General features: G+C 32.9%; 24 protein-coding genes and 1 tRNA gene. All 25 read left to right on the top strand.

What is annotated here, in order from left to right:
* The first annotated feature begins 271 nt into the window (after positions 1 to 271).
* Positions 272 to 356: transfer RNA gene (locus LEP1GSC203_RS19720), tRNA-OTHER, on the top strand.
* A 7-nt stretch (positions 357 to 363) separates the two neighbouring features.
* Positions 364 to 1188, top strand: coding sequence for a hypothetical protein (locus tag LEP1GSC203_RS00130; protein ID WP_002971500.1), 825 nt, complete (start codon positions 364 to 366; stop codon positions 1186 to 1188).
* 191 nt (positions 1189 to 1379) lie between these two features.
* Positions 1380 to 2330, top strand: a complete 951-nt coding sequence (locus tag LEP1GSC203_RS19410) for an SH3 domain-containing protein (protein WP_002971504.1) — start codon at positions 1380 to 1382, stop codon at positions 2328 to 2330.
* A gap of 195 nt (positions 2331 to 2525) precedes the next feature.
* Positions 2526 to 3374 (top strand): DUF2971 domain-containing protein, encoded by an 849-nt coding sequence (locus LEP1GSC203_RS00120; protein WP_002971510.1) that lies wholly within the window; start codon positions 2526 to 2528, stop codon positions 3372 to 3374.
* 203 nt (positions 3375 to 3577) lie between these two features.
* Positions 3578 to 4315 carry a hypothetical protein gene (locus LEP1GSC203_RS00115; RefSeq protein ID WP_002971529.1) on the top strand — a complete coding sequence of 246 codons (738 nt, stop codon included), beginning with the start codon at positions 3578 to 3580 and terminating at the stop codon, positions 4313 to 4315.
* A 200-nt stretch (positions 4316 to 4515) separates the two neighbouring features.
* Positions 4516 to 5244, top strand: a complete 729-nt coding sequence (locus LEP1GSC203_RS00110; RefSeq protein ID WP_002971502.1) for a hypothetical protein — start codon at positions 4516 to 4518, stop codon at positions 5242 to 5244.
* Positions 5245 to 5915: 671 nt separating this feature from the next.
* Complete coding sequence (locus LEP1GSC203_RS19405; RefSeq protein WP_002971523.1) at positions 5916 to 6437, top strand: DUF6680 family protein; 522 nt, start codon at positions 5916 to 5918, stop codon at positions 6435 to 6437.
* A 492-nt stretch (positions 6438 to 6929) separates the two neighbouring features.
* On the top strand, positions 6930 to 8024 hold the full coding sequence (locus tag LEP1GSC203_RS00095; protein WP_039936740.1) for a hypothetical protein: 1095 nt from the start codon (positions 6930 to 6932) through the stop codon (positions 8022 to 8024).
* A 206-nt stretch (positions 8025 to 8230) separates the two neighbouring features.
* On the top strand, positions 8231 to 8968 hold the full coding sequence (locus tag LEP1GSC203_RS00090) for a hypothetical protein (protein WP_002971506.1): 738 nt from the start codon (positions 8231 to 8233) through the stop codon (positions 8966 to 8968).
* A gap of 262 nt (positions 8969 to 9230) precedes the next feature.
* On the top strand, positions 9231 to 9527 hold the full coding sequence (locus LEP1GSC203_RS00085; RefSeq protein WP_039936738.1) for a type II toxin-antitoxin system HigB family toxin: 297 nt from the start codon (positions 9231 to 9233) through the stop codon (positions 9525 to 9527).
* On the top strand, positions 9524 to 9925 hold the full coding sequence (locus LEP1GSC203_RS00080) for a helix-turn-helix domain-containing protein (RefSeq protein ID WP_002971513.1): 402 nt from the start codon (positions 9524 to 9526) through the stop codon (positions 9923 to 9925). The genes LEP1GSC203_RS00085 and LEP1GSC203_RS00080 overlap by 4 nt, the downstream gene beginning before the upstream one ends.
* 201 nt (positions 9926 to 10126) lie before the next feature.
* Complete coding sequence (locus LEP1GSC203_RS00075; protein WP_002971519.1) at positions 10127 to 11221, top strand: SIR2 family protein; 1095 nt, start codon at positions 10127 to 10129, stop codon at positions 11219 to 11221.
* A 211-nt stretch (positions 11222 to 11432) separates the two neighbouring features.
* Positions 11433 to 12074 (top strand): hypothetical protein, encoded by a 642-nt coding sequence (locus LEP1GSC203_RS00070; RefSeq protein ID WP_002971516.1) that lies wholly within the window; start codon positions 11433 to 11435, stop codon positions 12072 to 12074.
* Positions 12075 to 12283: 209 nt separating this feature from the next.
* Positions 12284 to 13363 carry a hypothetical protein gene (locus LEP1GSC203_RS00065; RefSeq protein ID WP_002971527.1) on the top strand — a complete coding sequence of 360 codons (1080 nt, stop codon included), beginning with the start codon at positions 12284 to 12286 and terminating at the stop codon, positions 13361 to 13363.
* A gap of 182 nt (positions 13364 to 13545) precedes the next feature.
* Positions 13546 to 14400: a DUF5677 domain-containing protein gene (locus LEP1GSC203_RS00060; protein ID WP_051064124.1), complete on the top strand. Its 855-nt coding sequence runs from the start codon at positions 13546 to 13548 to the stop codon at positions 14398 to 14400.
* A gap of 233 nt (positions 14401 to 14633) precedes the next feature.
* Entirely contained in the window at positions 14634 to 15221 is a 588-nt protein-coding gene (locus tag LEP1GSC203_RS00055) for an RDD family protein (protein WP_002971522.1), read from the top strand.
* Between the two features lie 187 nt (positions 15222 to 15408).
* The gene (locus LEP1GSC203_RS19400; RefSeq protein ID WP_002971508.1) at positions 15409 to 16104 is read left to right on the top strand and encodes a hypothetical protein; all 696 of its coding nucleotides are present in this window, start codon (positions 15409 to 15411) and stop codon (positions 16102 to 16104) included.
* Positions 16105 to 16291: 187 nt separating this feature from the next.
* On the top strand, positions 16292 to 16522 hold the full coding sequence (locus tag LEP1GSC203_RS19395; RefSeq protein WP_002971533.1) for a hypothetical protein: 231 nt from the start codon (positions 16292 to 16294) through the stop codon (positions 16520 to 16522).
* A gap of 845 nt (positions 16523 to 17367) precedes the next feature.
* Positions 17368 to 18387, top strand: coding sequence for an AbiTii domain-containing protein (locus LEP1GSC203_RS19495; RefSeq protein WP_002971497.1), 1020 nt, complete (start codon positions 17368 to 17370; stop codon positions 18385 to 18387).
* A gap of 345 nt (positions 18388 to 18732) precedes the next feature.
* The gene (locus LEP1GSC203_RS00035; RefSeq protein ID WP_232225673.1) at positions 18733 to 19641 is read left to right on the top strand and encodes a hypothetical protein; all 909 of its coding nucleotides are present in this window, start codon (positions 18733 to 18735) and stop codon (positions 19639 to 19641) included.
* A gap of 212 nt (positions 19642 to 19853) precedes the next feature.
* Positions 19854 to 20246 (top strand): hypothetical protein, encoded by a 393-nt coding sequence (locus LEP1GSC203_RS00025; RefSeq protein ID WP_002971521.1) that lies wholly within the window; start codon positions 19854 to 19856, stop codon positions 20244 to 20246.
* The gene (locus LEP1GSC203_RS00020; protein ID WP_002971511.1) at positions 20246 to 20734 is read left to right on the top strand and encodes a hypothetical protein; all 489 of its coding nucleotides are present in this window, start codon (positions 20246 to 20248) and stop codon (positions 20732 to 20734) included. Before LEP1GSC203_RS00025 ends, LEP1GSC203_RS00020 begins: the two co-directional genes overlap by 1 nt.
* A 266-nt stretch (positions 20735 to 21000) precedes the next feature.
* The gene (locus LEP1GSC203_RS00015) at positions 21001 to 21462 is read left to right on the top strand and encodes a hypothetical protein (protein WP_002971520.1); all 462 of its coding nucleotides are present in this window, start codon (positions 21001 to 21003) and stop codon (positions 21460 to 21462) included.
* 269 nt (positions 21463 to 21731) lie between these two features.
* Entirely contained in the window at positions 21732 to 22658 is a 927-nt protein-coding gene (locus LEP1GSC203_RS00010) for a hypothetical protein (RefSeq protein ID WP_002971515.1), read from the top strand.
* Positions 22659 to 22893: 235 nt separating this feature from the next.
* On the top strand, positions 22894 to 23647 hold a 754-nt coding region (locus LEP1GSC203_RS00005), incomplete at its 3' end, for a hypothetical protein (RefSeq protein WP_002971507.1).

The raw sequence follows: 23647 nt of genomic DNA, 5'->3' as shown, positions 1-23647 counted from the left end.
ACAACGAACTATATATACCAATCGAAAACCATAAAGGCGGAAAATGTGCAAATTATTTCGCTGAAGATTAGATTTACTACTATTCGACCATCGTATAACAGCGTGGAAACGCTGCGCTTCGGCACTTACGGCCTCGCTTGGGCTACGCCACATTCCCTTTCTGTCACTCGTTTGCATCCGCAAACTCCGTGCCAGTCCCTAACGTCCCGTTCGGGACTCAGGGTCAGGGAACGTCGTCTCCACTAGTTCGTTATGCGCCATAACCAGAAATGATACTTTCGTCTAGCGGTTAAGACATCAGTCGATTAAATAAAAATTTAAAGCTGAAAACGTGGGTTCGAATCCCAATGGTATCGTACCTTTATGGAAACAAATCATCTTAAAAAATTTCTAAATAATCTTGGAGATTCCATTCACAGCTTAAATACTATTTGTGTCGGATTAAGCTATGTAGGAGAAGGTCTTGCCAAAAAACCGGAAAAGCTCTCCATAACATGGAATACTATTGATCCATTATTATCTGCAAAAAAATCACGCCGGTTTGCAGTTAGATCTACATTTATCTTCTTAGCTGAATCTATATATCATTACTTAGAGTCCGTTAAATCTGTAATATTCTCAGAAGACTTGCTTTTAAAATATTCAGCCTTACAAGAAAATGTTAGACGTGTAAACTTTTTTAATGAACATGTATATCCCCAAGAAATTGGCTATCGTAAAATATTAATGTTACTTATTGTTCATTGGAGAAATAGAATTGTTCATTTTGAATCTCAAGCAACTTTAACAAAAGATGAATTCAAAATTTTAGTTGAATCGAAGAACCTAATTTCCGAAAATCATTCCGATCTAGACATTGAAAAAACTATCAAGAATTTTGAGGAAAACAGCCCTTCATTAAAAGATATCTCTTCTTTAGTTGCAAATGCAATTTACATAATTAGATTAATTGATAAAAATGTTATTAAAAATCTAACATCAGTTGAAAGAGTTAAACTTTTCGTTATCTCGATGGGCTTAGATTCTGAACATAAAGAGCTTTTAAAACTAGAAGATGGGGAAACTAAGGAAAGAAAAATTAATTATTTTTACAAATTGCACTTTCAGGAATTTGATGATTATTTTTCTGATCAGATTAAAATTTCCCTACGAGATAAAAGGTTTTATGATTCTGGTGACGGCGCATAACAGCGGCGAATCGCTTCGCTTCGGCACTTGCGGCCTCGCTCGGTCTGCGACACATAGGCTTCTGGCACTCCTCTTGCTTACGCAAGCGTCGTTCCAGTCCCTAACGTCCCGTTTCCGGGACTCAGGGTCAGCCTACGTCGATTAGCCTAGTTCGTTAAGCGCAATTTTTGTAAAATCATATCAAATTAACTATGAATAAATTTGCTTATTCTTTATTTCCTCTATTTCTTTTTGTTTTACAAACAAACTGTAGTTTAAAAGAAAACAAAACTGCATATGTAAATGCAGACGGTGGATTAATTCTTCGAGAAAAGCCAACCAAAAATTCAAATAAGATACTTTTAATTCCAAATAATTCAAAAATTAGTATAATTGACTCTCCAACTACACCCGACCAGATAAATAATAAAAGTGGAAACTGGATAAAAGCAAAGTATCTAAATAACGTCGGATACTTATTCGATGCGTATCTTAGCTTTGAACAAAGCGCAGTAGAACAAAAACTATGCCCAAATTCAGAATATGTTATAGAAAACCTTAAATCCTCTAACTTACTGAAAAATAAAGAAAAAATTAAAACCATAAACATAGAAAATGCCGTATATTCGGAATTTATAAATTCTAAATCAAATAATTACCTAATAGCAGAAGTTAAAAATAAATATTATACATCTGTTAGAAAAAATGAAAAAATATTTGGGATTTATAACGAATTTAACAATCTCTTTATTTCTAGTTGGGACGATACCGAAGGAGACTTTATTGATTCAGGTTACAATCTAAATTTCATATTAAACAACAAGCCTAACTACTTAAAATTTCATCCAATTAACAAATCACCACTTTGCTATTACTCTGTAGTAGCTGCCTACGCATATCCGAAAGTTGAAAATAGATTTCTAAATCAAAAAATTTTTAGTCGGGTGAGCTATCCTGAATGCAATTTTGAGAATCCACCAGATAATCTTAGTCCAGAGAATTCTATTGAAATTATCCCAAAAAAATTTAAACGAGAAAGCATTCTTATAATTAATTTTGAAAGCAATATGATAAGTTTTGAAGAGTTTTGTGATAAAGAGAAAAATGATGAAATTATGAAACTTTGGGAAAATGCAAAAAGCCTAAATATTAAAGAACTATAAAAAAAAAACTGCGCTTAACAGCGACTAACCGCTTCACTTCGGGACTGGCGCCCTCGTTCGGTCTACGACACATAGGCTTCTGGCACTCCTCTTGCTTACGCAAGCGTCGTTCCAGTCCCTAACGTCCCGTTTCGGGACTCAGGGCCAGCCTACGTCGGTTAGTCTAGTTCGTTATACGACATAGCTTAAAAAATTATGAAATTATTTGAAGAATTAAAAACAAATGAAGCATATAATCAACTTCGATTTAATACTAAACTTAAAGAACATATTTATCATTATACAAATTTAGATGGATTATTCGGTATTTTAGATTCAAATGAATTTTGGTTATCCGACGTTCGATTTATGAATGATCCGTCCGACTCAGGGGAATATGTAATAAATCTTATAAATGAAATAATTGAAGAAGAAGATAAAGATACATATAAATCTCATAATCTTTCTTCATTCATCTACTTCTTAAAGGAAAAAATAAAACAAGAAATAAGATTAGTCGCTTGTTTTTCAACTTCAGTAGACAAGCTAAGTCAATGGAGAGCTTATGGTGGAAAAGAAATAAACTATTGCCTAGAAATTGATCCGTTGCTATTTTTTAAAAGCCTACCGGTAGAATACTATGTTTGGCATATAGAATACGATAAACAAATCCAAAAAAATCTCATCTCCGAAGTATTTAAATCATCAACAAAGTTAATATTGGAGGGGAAATATACCAAAGAAGATGATGATGTTTTTAGGAAAGAATTAATACTTACGCTTTCTTTATTAACTCAAAATTTTAAACACCCGAAATATTTTGAAGAAGATGAATTTAGACTCACTTACGCTGACACGTTTGATATTGAAAAGAATTATTCCTTTCGTAAAAATAATGGATTTGTTGTCCCATTTAAAAACTTCAAATTTGATAAAAAGAGTATCAAAAGAATATTTGTTGAGAACAAAGCTGATGCCCAACTTGCAAAACTGTCTTTAGAAAAATTTCTATTAAAAAAAGATTATTCCGCCGAATGTATAATCTCAGAAATTCCTAGGCGATAAGCTACATCGTATAACAGCGGGGAAACGCTGCGCTTCGGCACTTACGGCCTCGCTTGGCCTGCGGCACATTCCTCTCCGTCACGCTTCTAGCTCCGCAAGAAGACGCGCCGACGCTAACGCCTCTGCGAGGCTCAGCTACGAGGAACGTCGTCTCCCCTAGTTCGTTATGCGAAATTGCAGAATATATAATTTAGGATCAAAAAATGACAAAATTAAAAGTCACAATATTTCTATTATTGATTTTTTCAAATTTCTCAATAAATGCAAAATCATTTAATGAGGAACAGCTTGAATACAGACGTAAGAAACCTATTTCAATTATTTCAGGAGTTAATAGTATCTCAAATTATTACTACGCACCATATCTAGGAATTTCATACAATTTTAGTGGGAATACCGAATTAGGATTTATATTTATAAACTCTAAATACAAGTATAATTATGATCAAAAGTTTTTGCCCACAAATCAATCTATATATAATTTTCAGGAATTCGACAAGGCATTTCAGGATTCTGCAAAAATTTTCATGAATTACTATTTATTTAACTCTATTTTTTTCGTTAATGCTACTATAGGATATCTGCCCTCAACAAGTTACGGTATAAATTTAAGTTCAATCTTTGATAGTAACGTAATTGGTTCAGGCTTTAGTTATGCTTCAGTTGAATTAAAACAATTAAATACCTACTATATCTCTCCTGGTATTGGACTTAAAGTTACTTTAGAAAATGGTCTCTTTTTCTCTATTACTGGCGGACCCATGTTTCTCCAAAAAAATAAAACCGAATTAAACATAGAAACATTTATGACAACAAATTCAGCAGAATCGAATATATTGAGCAATTATCTTTTAAACTTACCTATTATAAAAAATTCAAATAGTGGAATTGGAAGGAATACAGAAGCATATGCTGATATAGCAGCGGGAATCTCATTTTAACAACCTGCAACTTCGCATAACAGCAGCTACTCACTGCGCTTCGGCACTACCGGCCTCGCTTGGCCTGCGGCACATTTCCCTTCTGGCATTCGCCTTGCTTACGCAAGCTTCATGCCAGTCCCTAACGTCCCGCTGGGACTCAGGGTCGGGAAACGTCGAGTAGCCTAGTTCGTTATGCGCAATAATTTCAAAAAAATATAATGATTAAAAAAATTAGATTACTTGCTTTACCAATTGTTCTCTTATTTGCCTCGCCAGTATTTCCAAATGATGTTGAAAGAAAAAAATATCACTTCCTCATTTCCCCTTGGATTATTAACACTACTTTTGATAAACCATCAAGAGAAATAGAAAGTTCCGTTAATTTACAATTTCTATACGGATTTACTAATAATCTCTACCTTGGAGTAACTTATGGAATTGGAAAAAATAGTGAAAAAAGTTTAGAATCTATTCCTACTAGCTCTTATTCTACAACTAGATTATACCAATTTTCTACTTCAAAAAATTCTGAAACTTTTACTTTGAATTTACATTATTTCTTTTGGAAATTCTTTTATACTAGTTTCAACATTGGAATTGAAAAAGGATTTTCAGTCGAAAGAAATAATTTTGCAATCATTCGAGCTAACAATATTACTCCCCAACCATTTTCAATGAAAACAATCTTCGATGATAGACTCTTCAGTTCTCTCGGAATTGGATTTAGGCATGAAGTAAGTAGCTCCATTTTGATTGCTTTCGAATATCAACGTGGATACATTGAAGCTGGTAAAATTAACCAACATTTTACTTACAATCCTGATTACTACAGTAGTAACTTACCATATATGCTCGAAACTTATCTTTTTGATAACATTTTTAATGATAGATCATTAAGGAATTCCATTTATCAGCAATTTTATCTATCAGCGGGATTGGCAATTTGATTCTATTAAAGAAATTACTGCGCATAACAGCACCTAACCGCTGCGCTTCGGGACTGGCGCCCTCGCTTGGTCTGCGACACATAGGCTTCTGGCACTCCCCTTGCCTACGCAAGTGTCGTGGCCAGTCCCTAACGTCCCGTTCCGGGACTCAGGGTCAGCCTACGTCGGCTAGCCTAGTTCGTTATGCGAACATTGGAAATGCTTTCTAAAATTCGCCCGCGCCATTTTTTTCTTTTGGTTATTTTTCTTTTCCGATAGTTTTAGAATGCGCGCTTACCTAGGGTTGACTATCGACTTATATTTTTTAATTAAATATACGCGCACTCGAGGTGTTTACTTATTACTTCGGTTTGTTTAGGGAACTCTTCAGAAGGCTTTTTTAAGAGATAGACTAAAAATAGTCAATTTGAATAAGCGGGCTTGCTCTTGTTTGCTGACGAGTAAAATTCTACTTAAGTATTTCAACGTCGCATAACTGCCGCTAGCCACTTCGCTTCGGGTCAAGCCCTCGCTCGGCCTCCGGCACATAGGCTTTTGTCACTCCTCTTGCCTACGCAAGCGTCGTGCCAATCCCTAACGCCTCTGCGAGGCTCAGGGCCAGCCTACGTCGGCTAGCTAGTTACGTTATGCGTAATTGCAAAAAATTCACTGAGAAATAAGGAAATAAAATAATGCCAAATATAGATTATACAATAAAATTTACCGACCTAATAATGATAATAGCAGTTTTTATAGGTCCTATAGTTGCTGTCAGACTGACTGAAAAAATAAATGAGAAAAAAAAAGCTTACGAAAGAAAATTGGCAATATTCAAAAATCTTATGACTACAAGAGCAAATACTTTAGCAGTTGCTCACGTTGAAGCTTTAAACACCATCGATGTTGAATTTAACAACAACAATACGAGAGAAAAAGCAGTAATCGAATCGTGGAAACTTTATCTAGCCCACCTAAATTCTTATGATGAAAAAGATACTTCTTGGGGAAGTAGAAGAAACGATTATTTCACAGAATTACTTTATACCATGGGTATTTCCATAGGTATAACGTTTGAAAAATCATACTTAAAATCAACTTCATATATTCCAAAAGCATATTATGATCAAGAAAATGAGCAAATTGAACTTAGACAAAAACTAATATCTTTACTGAATGGATATTCAGATCTAAATATTACAATAAAAAGGAATTAGAAAATCAACTATGTATAAAACCGAATCAAAAATAAAATTAACAATTCTTTTTGTTCTTAACTTACTATTTCTACTCACCTGCTCAAAATTTAACACAGGAGATTGTGTAGTTGCAACGGATGGATATGTTTGGAAAATAAACAATGCCAAAGATTATAAGTATTCAGCTTCGGGCTATTCAGAAAATGGATGGGGGAATGATGTTAACTTCGACTATGACATCCTGGACAAAACTCATACTAAAATAAATTGTCCAATAATAAGAAAAAACCATAACAGATAAAACAATACAATTCAAATCAATTGCAACTACGCATAACATCCGCTGCCCGCTTCGCTTCGGGACTGCGCCCTCGCTCGGCCTTCGGCAAATTCCTCTCCGGCACGCCTCTTGCCTCCGCAAGATTCGCGCCGACGCTAACGCCTCTTCCAGAGGCTCAGCTCCGAGGAACTTCGGGTAGCTGTTTACGTTATGCGCCATAAAAAAATATTATGAATAAAAATAGAAATCCAACACGAATACTAATCACAACCAAAGATAAGATAATCAGAAGTGCTGAAGTCACAAATTATTTGTCAAGACTAGCATCATATCATTATAAATCTGAGGTTTTAAATGAAATAAACAAACTAGTTGCAAAAGGAATTGAACTTGAAAATATATTCATCCTTTCAGAATCATTTAAGTATGACTTTACATATAGTTTTTTAAAAGATATCCAAATAGAAGAGAAATCAATCTACTCCCTACTAAATATTGGACTACCAATTACTTTACAACCGAATGAAAAAATACTTAAACTAAAATATGGTTATCAAATTTTGAATTACTTGTATGATAACTCTACAATTGCTAGAGAATTCGGATTTAGAAGAGAATGGTTTTGGAACAATTATTTAGAATTTGTTACCAATTCTTTCGAAAAAACGACCAATAAATTCTTGGAACATTCAATAATTACAAAATCGAAGAAAAAACGCGAAAGTATGATTAAATATATCAAAGAAAAAAAATTAGCTTTCAATACAGACTCTTTCTTCTTTCAAAAAAATATCAAAAAAGAAAATAAAAATCAAACTGAGATAGCAAAATTCTTTCTTAAAAAGATAAACATAATACAACGACCTGTATTTGGTAACTTTATTCCATCGACTCAAACTTTTAAAATACTAAATGTTGACCTTATCAAAAAAGTAAAAAAAGGAAATATTCAATTTGATTTAAAATCCTTATCACACAACAGTCCTTGGGAACTCATAATTGAAGGTGCAGGCGAATTATTCAAATATTTCCTTGATGGAGAGAAAAGAAAACTTGAAAACGAATTAATGAAAAGCCAAATTTCCAATGCTAAAAAGGATGAAATGTTAAAAAATTTGGAAATAATAAAGGAATCTCAAAAAACTTTAGAAGCAATTAATTCAAGCAGTAATGGATTGCCGAACCAATACAAAAACACCATGCGTGAGTTAGTTTACATCCAACTTGACCAGCTATCTCAAGATATCAAGCAAAGAGCTTACCTGATCAACCATAACACTCCAATTATTGTACAATCAGCAGGAAGAGTTGACTTACTTGCTTAATTTTACGGCGCATAACTGCCGCTACCCACTTCGCTTCGGGTCTTCACCCTCGCTCGGCCTTCGGCAAATTCCTCTCCGGCACGTCTCTTGCCTCCGCAAGTTCCGCGCCGACGCTAACGCCTCTTCCAGAGGCTCAGCTCCGAGGAACTTCGGGTAGCTAGTTACGTTATGCGAAATGGTTACAAATTTACTTTAAGGAAAAAAAAATGAAGAAGCTTATCACTTTACTAACTATTCTAGTTTGTCTATCTTGCAAAAAAAAACCTGAAAATGATATAAAACCGGACTATCAATTAATAACTATATTTGACATATCGCCAGAGCTTATTGAAAAAGATAAGGAAGAAGTAGATATTTTAAAAAATACAACATTAGTTGAAGGAAACTCTAAAGAGATTCTTTTGCAAAATGCTTTCAATTATTATTCAAATTTTTGGCAATCTAAGAAAGATTACTATGTCAAGAATGATATACAATACAATATTGACTCAGCTAATGCGATAATTGAAAATCTTAAAAATGACATTTCTGTTGTATATAATCAAGATAAATTTGCTATCCTAAACAAACCATCACAAGGTATCGATGAACTTTCTGACATAAGCAAAACTGATGATATTTGGATTTTAGAAAATAATATTTGGAAACCATTTCTTGATTATAGTGCAAAATTTCAAAAATCTACAAGAATTGATATCAATAATGACGGTTTTACAGATGTAATCCTTAAAGGTGGTTGTTGCGATACTGAATCTATTTCTATTTTTCTTTCTGATAAAAATGGAGATATCAAATACACTCAAGAAATTGGATTAATCGGAAATGCGAAAATCGAATTAAAAGAAAAATGTCTCTCAAAAATCGAAGTAACGTTCTTTCAAAATGAAGATTACAAAGAGACTGCGTTTTTTAATTGCAAATCAAACAAATTCGTTTTAAAATAACCACTTCGCATAACAGCGGGGAAACGCTGCGCTTCGGCACAAGGCCTCGCTTGGGCTACGCCACATTCCTCTCCGTCACGCTTCTCGCTCCGCAAGAAGACGCGCCGACGCTAACGCCTCTGCGAGGCTCAGCTACGAGGAACGTCGTCTCCCCTAGTTCGTTATACGAAATCGCAAAATGAATGCCTCAGGACATGAGAAAATATTGAAATAATTAAAAAAAAATTTGACATATCTCATTTTGAGATACTTATTTGCATAAGTGCATATAATCAGCTGGAAGAAATTAGATGATTTCATTGTGAAACACCCTAATGCTGAATCTTCGTTAAAAAGCTGGTTTAAGATCGTTAAAAATACAAATATTAAAAACTTTAATGAATTAAAGGAAGTATTCAATTCCGTAGACCAGGTGGGTAAATTCACTGTTTTTAACATTAGTGGAAATCACTTTCGTTTGATAGCGGCAATTCATTTCAATAGGCAAAAGGTTTTTGTAAGGAACATTTTAACTCATTCTGAATATGACAAAGGTAAATGGAAAAGGGAAAATCTATGATTCTAGAAATTGAAAAAGTTAAGAATGTTTGGCATGATGTTAAAGATATTCTCTCTGTTCCTCACACTGATAGACAATATAAAAAATTAGTTAAGATTCTTGATGAACTCATCGATGAAGTGGGAAATGATGAAAAACACCAATTAGCTCCTCTCCTTGAAACTATTGGTAATTTAATTGAAGAATATGAAAATGATCATTTTATTCAGCCAAATTCTGAACCTGTCGAAGTCTTAAAGTTTCTTATGCAAGAAAACAATTTAACTCAAAAAGATATGAATATTTTGGGTAGCCAAGGTGTTGTTTCTGAAATCTTAAATGGAAAAAGAGAATTGAATGTACGACAAATCAAAGCGCTTGCAGGTAAATTCAAAGTTTCTCCTTCTGTCTTTCTTTAATCGATTACTTTGCGACTTCGTATAACTTCCGCTTGCCGTTCCGGGAGGGACAAGCCCTCCCTCCAGGCTCCGCCAAATTCCCCTCCGTCACGTTTCTTGCCTACGCAAGATACGCGCCGACGCTAACGCCTACTCCGTAGGCTCAGCTCCGGGGAACTTCGGCAAGCTAGTTACGTTATGCGAAAGCTTTAAAAAATGATAATGGAAAATAAAAAAACTTTTATATTAGGTGCGGGAAGCTCCATTTCGGCAAGTGAAGGTAAACTTCCGTCAATTTTAAATTTCTTTGAGAAATTGAAAGAATTAGGATTACAGAAAAATGAAAATATTGAAAGGATAAAGGAATATGTTAACAATAACTTTGGCAAAAGTATTGATAATAAAAGCAATAAAATTGATATCGAAAAACTATTAACTCTATTGCAAATAGACATAGAAAAAACCTCTAGGCCAGAATTTAATCAAATCAGAAACAATCTCGTAGACCTAATTTCAACGGTTATAGGGAAATGTCAGGATAAGGTAAATATTGATTTAGAATATTCACATTTTTCTACTCAACTAAATGAAAAAGATTCAATTATTACTTTCAATTGGGACACACTATTAGATAAAATCCTAAAGGAAAAAAACCTTTCTCAACACCAAAGGTATATTGAAGAATTTACGGCTGATTACGAACGCGATCCAAATGAAGAATACCTTTTCAAAAGTCCATATAACTTATATAATAATTATGATTTAAAAGGTAATCTTTTGAAAATGCATGGGTCAATTGATTGGTATTGCTGTAGAAATACTCATTGCAAAATTTCCAATAAAATATTTATTTTAAATACACCGGAAATGAATTCGCCTTATAAATGTGGTGAGTGTCATGAACAAATCTCAGTCATGATTATCCCTCCTGTGTTAAATAAAAGTTATAATCTATTTCCTGTAATAAGAAAAATCTGGAATATTGCTGCAAGAGATATTGAAATTACAAACCATTTAATTATTTGGGGTTATAGCCTACCTCCGACAGATTTTTACTCCGATTGGTTATTTCGACAGATACGAAAAGGAAATAGATTGGAATCTATTACAATTATAGATCCAGCTGTTTTTAATAATTCAGAAGTAAATCCAAAGATAAACAATCCATTTGTTAGAAAATATTTTGAAATCTTCAGAGATTTAAAATTTCCGAAAAGCAATATACAGCTATTTCAATACTATTCAGACTACATGAAAAATATTGATTTATTTCAAAAATTCAATATAGACAAAGAAAAAGCATTTAAAACGCTATAAGTTGTCCTTAAAGCCTTCGCATAACAGCGGGGAAACGCTTCACTTCGGCACTCACGGCCTCGTTCGGGCTACGCCACATTCCCTTTCTGTCACTCGCTCGCATACGCAAGCTACGTGCCAGTCCCTAACGTCCCGTTTCCGGGACTCAGGGTCAGGGAACGTCGTCTCCCCTAGTTCGTTATGCGAAATAAAACAAAATTAATCTAAAAAAATGAATCCATTAAGTTTATTAGAAGCAATCGGTCAATTTTTCTATTGGATTGTTTACCTAGTGAACCCAAACTTTAGAGAAGATGAAAAGATAAAAGAAATCGAGAGAAAAGAACACGAGAAATTAACATTAAAAATTAAAAAAAAGAAATCTCAAGAAAAAGAAATAAAAGAATTTGAAGAAAATCGTAAAAACAAAATAAATAACAATGAAGATCTTATAAAAATCTGTTTCGATGATCCCATATTTTGTGATGAATATCAAATTCTAATAGAAAAAATAAAAACAGAATTAAAAAATATTAAGTTTAAAAAGGAATTTGAAGAAGAATGGAGTTATACTTTTTCAAATATTAATTATGGATGCTATTGCAGAAATAAACCAAATTTAACAATTTACAATACTTGTCCTATAGACGAAAATTCCCTAGATTATGCATGTAAATCAAGACATGATTGTATTTCTTCTAAAAATCTGACTTGGAATGAAAGTTCGGAATGTAATTCAGATTTTTCATCTTTTCTTGATACAATTCCCTATTCAAATCAGAAAAAATTCAATTCAATTACAAATGAAGAGATTATGCTTATGATTGCTAATAAATATAAAGCTCTACTAAGTATTAATAATAAATTAAATTGAATACCAGTTTTACTTCGCATAACAGCACCTTAACGCTTCGCTTCGGGACGTCGCCCTCGCTCGGTCTGCGACACATAGGCTTTCTGTCACTCGTTTGCTTTCGCAAACTACGTGCCAGTCCCTAACGTCCCGTTCCGGGACTCAGGGTCAGCCTACGTCGTTAAGGCTAGTTCGTTAGCCGAAATTGTCAAATTTCTAAGAGGAAAAAAATGAACGATTTTGAAAAAGCAAGACTTCTATATCAAATGTTGCAAAGTCCAGATGCGACAGAAAGTGCAATTGAAAATATCAAAAATAGTATTAGTGATGAACTTCGGAGCCGAATCGATAGGATTATGGAAAGCTTCAAGCATGAAGACATCTTTAAATATATTTATTCAGCATTACCCTGGACTCATTTAATACATAGCCTAGACGAAACACAATATCCAGAATCCAGTAAACAAAAATTCCAAGTTCCAGATTCTATTCTAATCTATAAATCTACTAACCAAAAATACCTACCATTATTGATCGATGTGAAAACCGTACTAAAAGAAAAAGAAACATTAAAAAATATCAAAATCAACCAAACTGAGTTAACTACAGAATACTCTAAAACATTAAATTCACCAATTATTTATGCTATTTACTGGGAAAAAATTCAAACATGGACACTAAATTCATTAGATCAATTTGAGCGGAAAACATCTCAATTTAAAATTCCCATTGCAAAATCATTTGTGAATGATTTATCATCATTAGTCGGAGATGTAACCTATCTATTCCCCAAAGGTTATCGACGTAAATCTATAATAGATCCAAATTTACAAAATTCTCCAAATCATATTCAACATCAAAAGTATGGTGCAATTTTAGAAGAATATATAACCTTCAATCAATCAGATTACATAAAGCTAGAAGATGGTGAAAGTTCAATAATCGATTCAACAACTACCATGAGAGAAATCTCAAAAATTTCCAATGGACGTTTTATCGAAATAATCGAAGAGGCAGAGCATGAGTTAGCCTTAAAACTCAGTACACTGATTTTAAGAGTCCTTAGCATATATGAACAAGATATTAATGCAAATAATACAATGGCTGCAAGCAAACTAATTCAAAATTTCTTCGGTAGAATTTCCGCGTTGTATGTACCAATGATCCCTCGGGATCGAACAGCGTATTCGGATAAATTATATTTTAGATCATTCTACCCAGGTTCAATATATAAAAACTATAAATTATATAACAGAATAAGCCTTTTCAATTGCATTAGTTTATATCTAGACAAAGACAACTTCGGCTAACAGCGACTAACCGCTGCGCTTCGGGACTACGCCCTCGCTTGGTCTGCGACACATAGGCTTTCTGTCACTCGCTTGCATGCGCAAGCTCCGTGCCAGTCCCTAACGTCCCGTTGGGACTCAGGGTCAGCCTACGTCGGTTAGCCTAGTTCGTTAGTCGCAATGAAATAAAATAATTCAAAAAAATGGACACCACCTTTAAACATGAAACCGTTGAAAAACTTGTCGATATTTTCCGAGAGCACCATAAAAACTTTAGCATAAATATTTCTAATGACTTAAATATAATTCACTCCTTTTTCCTTAATACAAATTTAATAACTGAACCAAAAGACTCTTTTTTTCTAATTTCAAAATGTTCAATAATGTATTTGAATTTAATTCAACTTCTTAGGGACAAAAATTACTATTCTGCAAAGATCATCTACAGAAGCCTAATTGAGCACTATTTAAAGTCTCAATACCTCTTATCTAACTTTGATAAAAATAAAAATCTATCATTCGACTACCATTTATATGGAAAAATAGAAGAATTTATTAACGATATAAAAATGAAAAATTTACATCGATCATTAAAAGGTATGGATAAATTAAATGAATGGGAACTTGTAAAAAGCTCTTTCCCTGAAATAGAATTCAAAACAAAAAAAGACCTAAACGATGAAATTCAAAATTTTTCAATTAAAAATATAATAAAGAAACTTACTTATCTTTTCAAAGAATACAGCCAAATTCATGATCATTTCGAAATTATAACTAGAGATTATTGGGAGTCTTCAATGTTTGTACATGGAAATCCAGGAGCAAACGATTTCTTAATAAAATCAAATAATCAATACAATGAAGATGAAATTCTAGATATTTACAACATGATTACTATACCTTTTTTCTTTATATTTGATACGATTAAATTTATACTTTATCATTCCAAAGCAAGATTTTCCTTACCTATTCAAAACGAAAATAAATTACATTTGGATTTAGAATCTTTAGTTCCCAAAATATCGAAAAAAATCGAATATCTAAAGGAAATTGAATAAAAGTAAAATATTTCACTGCGACTAACAGCGCCTTAACGCTTCGCTTCGGGACTTCGCCCTCGCTCGGCCTGCGGCACATAGGCTTTCTGTCACTCGTTTGCATTCGCAAACTACGTGCCAGTCCCTAACGTCCCGTCCGGGACTCAGGGTCAGCCTACGTCGTTAAGGCTAGTTCGTTATGCGACATTAGATTTAAATAAATTGAATAAATAAAATAAAAAAGGATAAAAAATATGATGAACATAGAAAAGGCAAATATACCAGATGATTTAGAATTAGCATCATTAGGCAAACGAATTAAAGCACATTTAGTAGATTTTATAGTCATGCTACCATTTCTTTCACTAGTGATTTATGCGATGCTCAAATCACAGAGTTTAGGATTAAAATACTATTTTATGTTAACGATTTTCTATTCGGTAATTTTCATCGGATATAGAATTTTCTTTACATTCAAATATGGCGGAACATTAGGAAAATTAGCCGTTAAAATTAAAATAATTGGAAAAAACCAAGACAGTTTAAATATAAGAGATTCATTTTTAAGAGAGATACCGCATATTTTCATCTATGTTATCTTCATTATTAATGTTTACTTGATGTTTAGTTATTACAATGATAATTCTGAAACATTAATAGCTTACGATTTTTCTTCTTATTTTAAAGAATTAGAAAAACAAGAACTCATTCCTAATCTTTCAACTTATTACTATATTCTTTCAATTTTATTTATTCTTTTTAATAAAATGAAGAAAACACCACATGATTTTCTTGCAAATTCAATTGTCACTCTCAATGCTAAAAAATCTAACGTCGCATAACAGCAACTAACCGCTGCGCTTCGGGACTTACGCCCTCGCTTGGTCTGCGACACATAGGCTTCTGGCACTCCTCTTGCTTGCGCAAGCGTCGTTCCAGTCCCTAACGTCCCGTCCGGGACTCAGGGCCAGCCTACGTCGGTTAGTCTAGTTCGTTATGCGACATTCTACTAAATAATTTAAAGAATATATGAAAAATATAAAACATAAACTGAATGTAGACAAAAATTTTCGTATACTTATCATTCCTATTTTTACTATAATTCTCATTTTTGGTCTTTACATTTTAAAATTCAACTATGGAATTTCGGACGAACAGGCCGTCTGGGGATCTTTTGGAGATTACATAGGAGGAATTTTAAATCCTATATTAACTTTTATCACAATTATATACCTAATAAAATCGCATACATTACAAATTGACGAAACGAGAGAAATACAAAATGAGAATCGACTCTCAATTTATGTAAGATCTCTGGACCAAATAAGTAATGATTTATTTGAATTTTATAAAAAATCATGTATAATCGGTCATGTAGAATATTCCTATCTTGGTGCTTTAGAAAATATATTAAGGATTGAACTACTAGATCTAGATCTTAAAATTTCAGTAAATATAGAGAACTTGGAAGAAAGATACAATAAAATAATCAAAAATGCTATTAATAGACTTCCTTTGGAAGGCAAACAGATCAATGAATTTGAACGTATTTTCCAATCTAGAAAAAATGTATCGATGTTAGAAAAATTCAAAATTGCAAAATCTATAACCGAAGATATTAAATACCTGGAACCTGAACATCCTATTCCAAAATTATTCTTAATAGATCACGAGATATTAAATAAATTATTTACGATCAATTCTAAAATTTTTAATAAAACGTAGAACGTCGCATAACAGCACCTTAACGCTTCGCTTCGGGACAAGCCCTCGCTCGGTCTGCGACACATAGGCTTTCTGTCACTCGTTTGCATCCGCAAACTACGTGCCAGTCCCTAACGTCCCGTTCGGGACTCAGGGTCAGCCTACGTCGTTAAGGCTAGTTCGTTATGCGCTATCGAAAAAATAAACCATGAAAAATGTAAAACTTTCTTTATTCATATTATTGTTTGCAATAGCATTATATGCTATTTTTGCAATTCTAACTATTAAATTAACTAATCCGTTTAATGATTACAGTTTGGAAAAGGCCGGACAAATCGGTGACAGCTTTGGCGTACTTACATCACTATTCACTGTATTTGCATTTTCAGGTATGATTATTACAATATTCATGCAAAAAGAAGAGCTGGAATTGCAATGAGATGAACTTTCCCTAACTAGACTTGAAATAGCAGCTCAAAAAGAGATATTACGAAAACAAAGCTTTACAGAAATATTTTTCAAAATACTAGATTATTATAAATCAAATCTAGAGCAAGTAACAGTATTAGATAAAACCAACAACAACACCTTAACTGGTGTATCTGCACTAAAATATTTACATGGTAAATTTGAAGAAAATCAAAGAGAAAACCAACCATATCATATTAAGGATAATGCAGATTTAATAAAGGTTTTTAAATATAATCTCTTTGTGGGAGTAGAGACTATACTCCTTAAAAAATCCCGCTATTTGCAAACTTTTATAAGCATTTTAGATCATATAAGATTATTATCGAAGGTCGAAGAAAGAAATATTTATTATAGTTTAATTGAATCTCAACTTACAGTCCATGAAATTAGATATCTTTTTTATCACAGCCTAATAGATACCAATAAAATATTTATAGATAAAGTAATTGAAAGCAATATTCTATCTATTAGAGCTCCAGATTCTGGCATTCCTAAAACACATTTAGATTTTTTTAATGAAATACATGGAACTTCTATAAATTTACAAATACGTAAAAGACCTAGGCCATATACGAAAAGAGAAATCAATAAAATTAAAAAAGACTTTAAACTTGGAAAATTCGACAGCGCATAACAGCGATTAACCGCTGCGCTTCGGGACTTCGCCCTCGCTTGGTCTGCGACACATAGGCTTCTGGCACTCCTCTTGCTTACGCAAGCGTCGTTCCAGTCCCTAACGTCCAGTTCCGGGACTCAGGGCCAGCCTACGTCGGTTAGTCTAGTTCGTTATACGCAAGCGATTTAAATATTATTATGGAAAACTTTGACTTTAAAGAAAATATAAACATTAAAGAGGCAATCGCTTTATGCCAGGAAGTTCTCGGTGACATAGAATTATCTAGAATTCCATTAACTAATATCGCTCTAAAGACTAGCAGAATTGCCAGATTATTAAATGAAATAGAATATCAAAAAATATTCTCTTATGAAGCTGGTGGTTATCCATCAAATCCTGATGGCATAGACTCCGAGACTTGGTCATTAATGACGAAAGCAAATAGAATATATCAAAAGAAAAAAGCTGGAACAACTGAAATTGAATCATTTGGTTATCGAAACAGTATATTAGAATTTGAAAACTTATTGGATGCTTATAAACAAAGGATAGACGCAGCAAGAGATCCAGACATTTCTGTATCTTCAGCAAATCCCAATCAACGGGTGTTACTGCCAGTTGGAAACAAAGATGAACGAGCAAGTTTAATTTCAAATATAAGCCTAACTTCTAGTCGCTTATCTGAAAGAAGAAATTTTATTTATCAGTATGCTCTTTCAAAATATAATGAACTAAGATTTTCTACTATTAATGAAAATATATTCGAAAGATACAGTTCTGGATTCCTTGATAAAGTTGAAAGGATATTACCTGAAGAATTACCCAAATTTACAGCAATTTATTCAAACTTAGATTCAGATAATCCTGAAGATTGGGCAAATGCAGTACATAGTTGCAGAAGGTTATTACAGTCTGTTGCAGATAAGTTAATTCCTCCAACTGAAGACAGAATAATAACTCTTGAAAACGGGAAAGAAAAAACAATACAAATGGGAAAAGATAAGCATATTAATCGATTAATTTACTACATTGAGACAAAAAGCTCATCGGATAGATTCAAAGAATTAATTGGAAGTGATCTTACACAAATTGGAGAACGAATTGATAGCGTTTTTCAAGCATCTCAAAAAGGGTCTCATTCTTCAATAAAACGGGATGAAGCTGACAGATATGTTATACATACTTTTCTATTACTTGGAGATATTCTTTCTTTATAAATCGCCAGCGTATAACAGCGCCTTCCCGCTACGCTTCGGCACAAGGCCTCGCTCGGCCTGCGGCAAATTGTCCTCCTGTCACTCGCTTGCATACGCAAGCTCCGTGCCAGTCCCTAACGTCCCGTCCGGGACTCAGGGTCGGACAACTTCGGGAAGGCTAGTTCGTTATACGAAATTGCCTAGATTCAAACGATAAGATCCATGAAAAACTTTGCACTTACTCAATCAGTAGCCACTATAAGAAATCTAAATAAGTTAATTCAGAGAGACATATTAATTATTTTCTCATTGTTTATAATACATTATCTACATGGCTCGAGCACTATTCAATTTTCATATATTAATATGAATATCTCTCAACCTGAAGCAAATATAACCATTTTTATAATAAATTCTCTGCTAAGTATTTCCACAATGGCTCATCTTTGTAAAATTTATATTTTGCAAAAAACTATTGATAGTATACTTAAAAATAGCTTCGGAATACCAAACGTAAGTGACGAAAGTGCATTTTTAATAAACATCAGCACGACAGAATCGGCCTATTTCTTATCAGATAATTTTATTTCTGATTTTATAATCACTGGATCAGAAAGAATACCATCGTTAAGAAGATTTATCTATGTATTCACAATTTTAAGCATGCTATTTTTACTTTTAAGTCTATACTATGCATTAGTTACTAATGCAAATACTAACTTCAAAATTTCTATATATACTTTTGCAATAATTTTAATAGCGTATACAACTTCATTAGCAACTCTATTTATCTCTATTGTTTATAAACGTTCAATAATTGGAGAAAAGAAAAACAGGCTATCTAAACTAGTTCGAAATATAGGAATCGCCAATAAATCAATTCAACTTCAAATTTTATACAAAAAAACACATTGGATATCAACCGAAAGCGAAATTTTCTCAGGCATGCTAAAGAATTCTAATTTCTTAATTAATCTATACGATATAAAAGGAATAAATAAAAAAATTGAAATCTTCTATACTCAAGCCGTCAAAAGTGTTGAAGATATTAAAAATGAAATTGAAAGAATATATAAAAATACCCAATCTTTTGCCGATACAAATGATTTAACCCAACATCTGGGTTACCTGGAAAGATTTATCGAGGATTACAAAGATTCTCAAGAATACAATGATTATCAACTTTTTCTGGAATATAATGGAATTTTTATTTATCAAGAGAATAAAAACAAAGTGATAACATTTTTGAAATATCTCTTGGGAAAGACTATTTAAGTCGGCAACTTCGTATAACAACGGGGAAACGCTGCGCTTCGGCACTTACGGCCTCGCTTGGGCTACGCCACATTCCCTTTCTGGCATTCGCCTTGCTTACGCAAGCTACATGCCAGTCCCTAACGTCCCGTTGGGACTCAGGGTCAGGGAACGTCGTCTCCCCTAGTTCGTTATACGCAATGTCAAAAAAATATTCAGGAACCAAATAAAACATGATCAAAATATTGCACATTCTACTTTTAGCTTTCTTCAGTTCTTGCGTTTCAATTAACACAAAGATTGAATCAGAAAAATACAAAATCACATTTTCAGATATTAATGAACCTTCCATAGCAAGATTCCAAGTTCAATTTACTAATCACTATTGGTTTAGCTATAATTTATATCGAAATAATGAGGTTAATGAATCTATCTTAAATGAATTAGCAAAATATCCTGGATCAAAAGGAATTAAAAATCTCAAAATAAGAATATATAACAATTCTTGGTTTACTTTCAGCGTTCTTCCAAATCCATTGGCTCTTTTCACTTCGTCTATTTATATGTATGCAAGACCATTGGGATTTTCAAATAAAAGTGTTCACATTGAAGGAGATATTTTTTAATGAAGTCAATTTATCTTCTTTCGATATCTTTATCATTCTTTTTCAGTAGTTGTATTAATTATGACGTTCATCCCATTCTTTCAAAAGGTACAACTTTTCATATCAGAAATCAAACTTCAGATTCCTTTCATAAATCAAGAATCTTCTATACTGCAACAAAATTCAATGCTGGAGATATCAGAAAAACTGATAGTATTAGAATTGATGAATATTATTTCTTTTCATTTTATACAGGCAGAACTTTGGGAACCTATAAAAATGGTTCATTGTTAGATATTCTAGAAAAAGAAATTAAAAATATAGAAATTGGAGAAAATGATTATTTTCTATTTGAAATTGATAATATTGAATACAAGTCCAATGCTTACTATGATTTGTTAAATGACTTCCTTCCAGGTGGATATTTAAGGTATAATTACTATCAAATGTATTATACTTTAAAAACAATAAATAAAGTCGAATACAACAGATTAGCTTCAATCAAGTAATTTGACACAGCGTATAACAGCAGCTAACCACTTCGCTTCGGGTCTTCGCCCTCGCTCGGCCTACGGCACATAGGCTTTCTGTCACTCGTTTGCTTCCGCAAACTACGTGCCAGTCCCTAACGCCTCTACGAGGCTCAGGGTCAGCCTACGTCGGTTAGCCTAGTTCGTTATGCGCAATAAGTCATAATCTTTCAAAAAAAGGTATTCCAATAAAAAGAATTTTAAAAGAGTAATGGAATATTGAATTATTATGGAAGTAATATAATATGAGTATAGTTGATGAATTCAGTGATCTTGTTTCTAGCCATTTAGAAACATTGAACAAAGAATTTGAATCTGAATTAGTTAATTTTATAAAATTTCAAAGTAATAAAGATGTTAAATTTTTTGAAATAGAATATGATTCGCAGAATTTCGATTATCACTTTTCTGTAAGCATTTTTGGTATGAATAAAGTTGGGGAAGATTTAATTGACCATTTTTTCTTGGAAGACAAAGCCGTTGTAGTCCCGAAAGATATTTTTAATAATGAAAAATTTCAAGAAATTGAAAAAGAAAAGATAGTATCAGATATATTAAAAAGTTGGTTAATCAATAGATGGAAGAATGTAGGAAATAATGAATATCCGACTTTCCTTGCACATCACGATAGTTATTTCATGCGAAATATAAACGATGGTACTGAAATTAACTGGGATCAAATCCTGGATTTGTTTAAAGATAAATAAACCAAGTATCTTTCTAATTTTCAATTATTCTATTTAGAAGAACCAAAGGTAATTATATTGATATTGACTTACTGCGCATAACAGCGGGGAAACGCTGCGCTTCGGCACAAGGCCTCGCTTGGGCTGCGCCACATTCCTCTCCGTCACGCTTCTCGCTCCGCAAGAAGTCGCGCCGACGCTAACGCCTGCGTTCGCAGGCTCAGCTACGAGGAACGTCGTCTCCCCTAGTTCGTTATACGTAATGGTGTAAAATTAATTTAAAAGGAAATATGAAAAGAAAAATAATAGTTAGTTTAATTCTTATTCTTTTAGCATTTCAAATTAATGCTGAGGATATTAAAATCGAAAACAAACCTAGTTCAAAAACTGAATTCGGTTTTAAGGCCATGAAATTCGACTTCATTCCATACGAATATTCATATTTAAAAATCAACAATGCGTCTAAAAAACCATTGGAAGGTAATTCCGGAACTATCTACCCATTCTTTATCAAATATAATGATTTGAGTAAAAACTATGGTTTTGAATTTGATATTTTAAGTTACAACATTGCTAATTCTAACTATGATATAGTTTCTGCAAATCGAACTGGATTTAATAATACAAATATTCAATTCGGAAACATAGGAAGAAACGAATTCAATTTCAATTTCCTCTACTATTACAATCAAAATAATCCTACAATTTTTTACATTGGTATTGGAATTAAAAAAATTGATAGATTATCCCAAGACAGAAGCAATACCTTCTCATATGAAGAAAAAGTAAACTCAATTGGGCTAAAAATCCCACTTAGAAGTTCTTTCGATCTCAACGAAAACATAAAACTTAATTTAGCTTTTGATCCTTATTATACTTTAGGAAATAGAAATTATCGAGATGAAAGAGCATATAATTATCGTGGAAATGACGGATTCACTTATCCTTACATACGTGTTCTCCTAGAAGACAAAAACACGATTGCTCAAATTCATGGTTTCGACTTTGAAGCTTCTCTAGCTTACTCATTTTTAAGTAATTATAAAATATCTTTAGGATATATTTATAATAAATCTCACTTATCTTTAAAAAATAATAGTGATAAAATGTTAGTTTTTGATGGTTTTGGAAATAATGTATCGATTGACAATGTTGTAAACTCAACGAGAACTGATACTTTCAGAAGTATTTATCTAAGCTTATCTTATACCTTCTAATACACCACTACGTATAACAGCAGCTAACCACTTCGCTTCGGGTCTTCGCCCTCGCTCGGCCTACGGCACATAGGCTTTCTGTCACTCGTTTGCTTCCGCAAACTACGTGCCAGTCCCTAACGCCTCTACGAGGCTCAGGGTCAGCCTACGTCGGTTAGCCTAGTTCGTTATACGACATTTTCATAAAATTTAAACTAATTGCAAAAAAATACAAAAGTATCAATAAGCAAAGAAAATGAAACAAAAACTATTATCTTACCTAAAATTTCTCCCTCTAGTATTTCTTATTTTCTCAATTTCTTTCACAATACATATAATCTACAATGGATTGTTACTAAAAGAACCAGAAAATAAACTGGATCCATCTAAAATTGTTTTTTTAGAAACTTTTATTAAAAACGTAAAAACAAAAGATATAAATAAAATATATAGAGTCCTAAACTCAAATATTGGAGATAAAAACTCCGTTCTCAATGTATTAAATGAAATGGAATTCTACGATACTGTAAACAAAGCAATTCCGAAGATTACTTTATTTCTAAAAGAAGAAAACATAGACCTTAAAAGTGCAGGACTACGAGAAGGAACAAGTTTGCATTTTATACTGGAAAACAAAAACGGAGAATCTACCTATTGCGCAATTACTATTGGAAAAAATACCGATGGGAAACTAGAAATAGCTGGATTTGAGTTCACAAATTTAAAACTATCTATCGCAGAAATTATTCAGAAAGATAAATTAAAAACTGAAAGCCTGACTCTTAGTAACTATCTGATAATTGGATATATTATACTTATAACTATAATTTGGGCAGCTGCATATATCAAGCTTATATCTTCAAGGTATTCTTCTGAAAAAAAGTATTACTTTTTGATTTTCCTTTTTGTCGCAGGAATTACTTACGACTGGAATTCATCAGAACTTCTAGAGCAATATCAGTTTATCAGTATGACGTTAAATCCGATATCTGTTAAAGTGTGTGCGTGGT

Origin of the sequence: Leptospira terpstrae serovar Hualin str. LT 11-33 = ATCC 700639 (assembly GCF_000332495.1) — a bacterium.
Lineage (GTDB): Bacteria > Spirochaetota > Leptospiria > Leptospirales > Leptospiraceae > Leptospira_A > Leptospira_A terpstrae.
This window is presented reverse-complemented; position numbering and strand designations above follow the sequence as displayed.

Coding starts and splice junctions, on each gene's coding strand:
- LEP1GSC203_RS00025 (WP_002971521.1), top strand. CDS start 19,854: ATGATCAAAATATTGCACATTCTACTTTTAGCTTTCTTCAGTTCTTGC.
- LEP1GSC203_RS00010 (WP_002971515.1), top strand. CDS start 21,732: ATGAAAAGAAAAATAATAGTTAGTTTAATTCTTATTCTTTTAGCATTT.
- LEP1GSC203_RS00015 (WP_002971520.1), top strand. CDS start 21,001: ATGAGTATAGTTGATGAATTCAGTGATCTTGTTTCTAGCCATTTAGAA.
- LEP1GSC203_RS00090 (WP_002971506.1), top strand. CDS start 8,231: ATGAAGAAGCTTATCACTTTACTAACTATTCTAGTTTGTCTATCTTGC.
- LEP1GSC203_RS00020 (WP_002971511.1), top strand. CDS start 20,246: ATGAAGTCAATTTATCTTCTTTCGATATCTTTATCATTCTTTTTCAGT.
- LEP1GSC203_RS19410 (WP_002971504.1), top strand. CDS start 1,380: ATGAATAAATTTGCTTATTCTTTATTTCCTCTATTTCTTTTTGTTTTA.
- LEP1GSC203_RS00080 (WP_002971513.1), top strand. CDS start 9,524: ATGATTCTAGAAATTGAAAAAGTTAAGAATGTTTGGCATGATGTTAAA.
- LEP1GSC203_RS00065 (WP_002971527.1), top strand. CDS start 12,284: ATGAACGATTTTGAAAAAGCAAGACTTCTATATCAAATGTTGCAAAGT.
- LEP1GSC203_RS00115 (WP_002971529.1), top strand. CDS start 3,578: ATGACAAAATTAAAAGTCACAATATTTCTATTATTGATTTTTTCAAAT.
- LEP1GSC203_RS00075 (WP_002971519.1), top strand. CDS start 10,127: ATGGAAAATAAAAAAACTTTTATATTAGGTGCGGGAAGCTCCATTTCG.
- LEP1GSC203_RS19405 (WP_002971523.1), top strand. CDS start 5,916: ATGCCAAATATAGATTATACAATAAAATTTACCGACCTAATAATGATA.
- LEP1GSC203_RS00035 (WP_232225673.1), top strand. CDS start 18,733: ATGAATATCTCTCAACCTGAAGCAAATATAACCATTTTTATAATAAAT.
- LEP1GSC203_RS00110 (WP_002971502.1), top strand. CDS start 4,516: ATGATTAAAAAAATTAGATTACTTGCTTTACCAATTGTTCTCTTATTT.
- LEP1GSC203_RS00070 (WP_002971516.1), top strand. CDS start 11,433: ATGAATCCATTAAGTTTATTAGAAGCAATCGGTCAATTTTTCTATTGG.
- LEP1GSC203_RS00120 (WP_002971510.1), top strand. CDS start 2,526: ATGAAATTATTTGAAGAATTAAAAACAAATGAAGCATATAATCAACTT.
- LEP1GSC203_RS19395 (WP_002971533.1), top strand. CDS start 16,292: ATGAAAAATGTAAAACTTTCTTTATTCATATTATTGTTTGCAATAGCA.
- LEP1GSC203_RS00095 (WP_039936740.1), top strand. CDS start 6,930: ATGAATAAAAATAGAAATCCAACACGAATACTAATCACAACCAAAGAT.
- LEP1GSC203_RS19400 (WP_002971508.1), top strand. CDS start 15,409: ATGAAAAATATAAAACATAAACTGAATGTAGACAAAAATTTTCGTATA.
- LEP1GSC203_RS00130 (WP_002971500.1), top strand. CDS start 364: ATGGAAACAAATCATCTTAAAAAATTTCTAAATAATCTTGGAGATTCC.
- LEP1GSC203_RS19495 (WP_002971497.1), top strand. CDS start 17,368: ATGGAAAACTTTGACTTTAAAGAAAATATAAACATTAAAGAGGCAATC.
- LEP1GSC203_RS00060 (WP_051064124.1), top strand. CDS start 13,546: ATGGACACCACCTTTAAACATGAAACCGTTGAAAAACTTGTCGATATT.
- LEP1GSC203_RS00055 (WP_002971522.1), top strand. CDS start 14,634: ATGATGAACATAGAAAAGGCAAATATACCAGATGATTTAGAATTAGCA.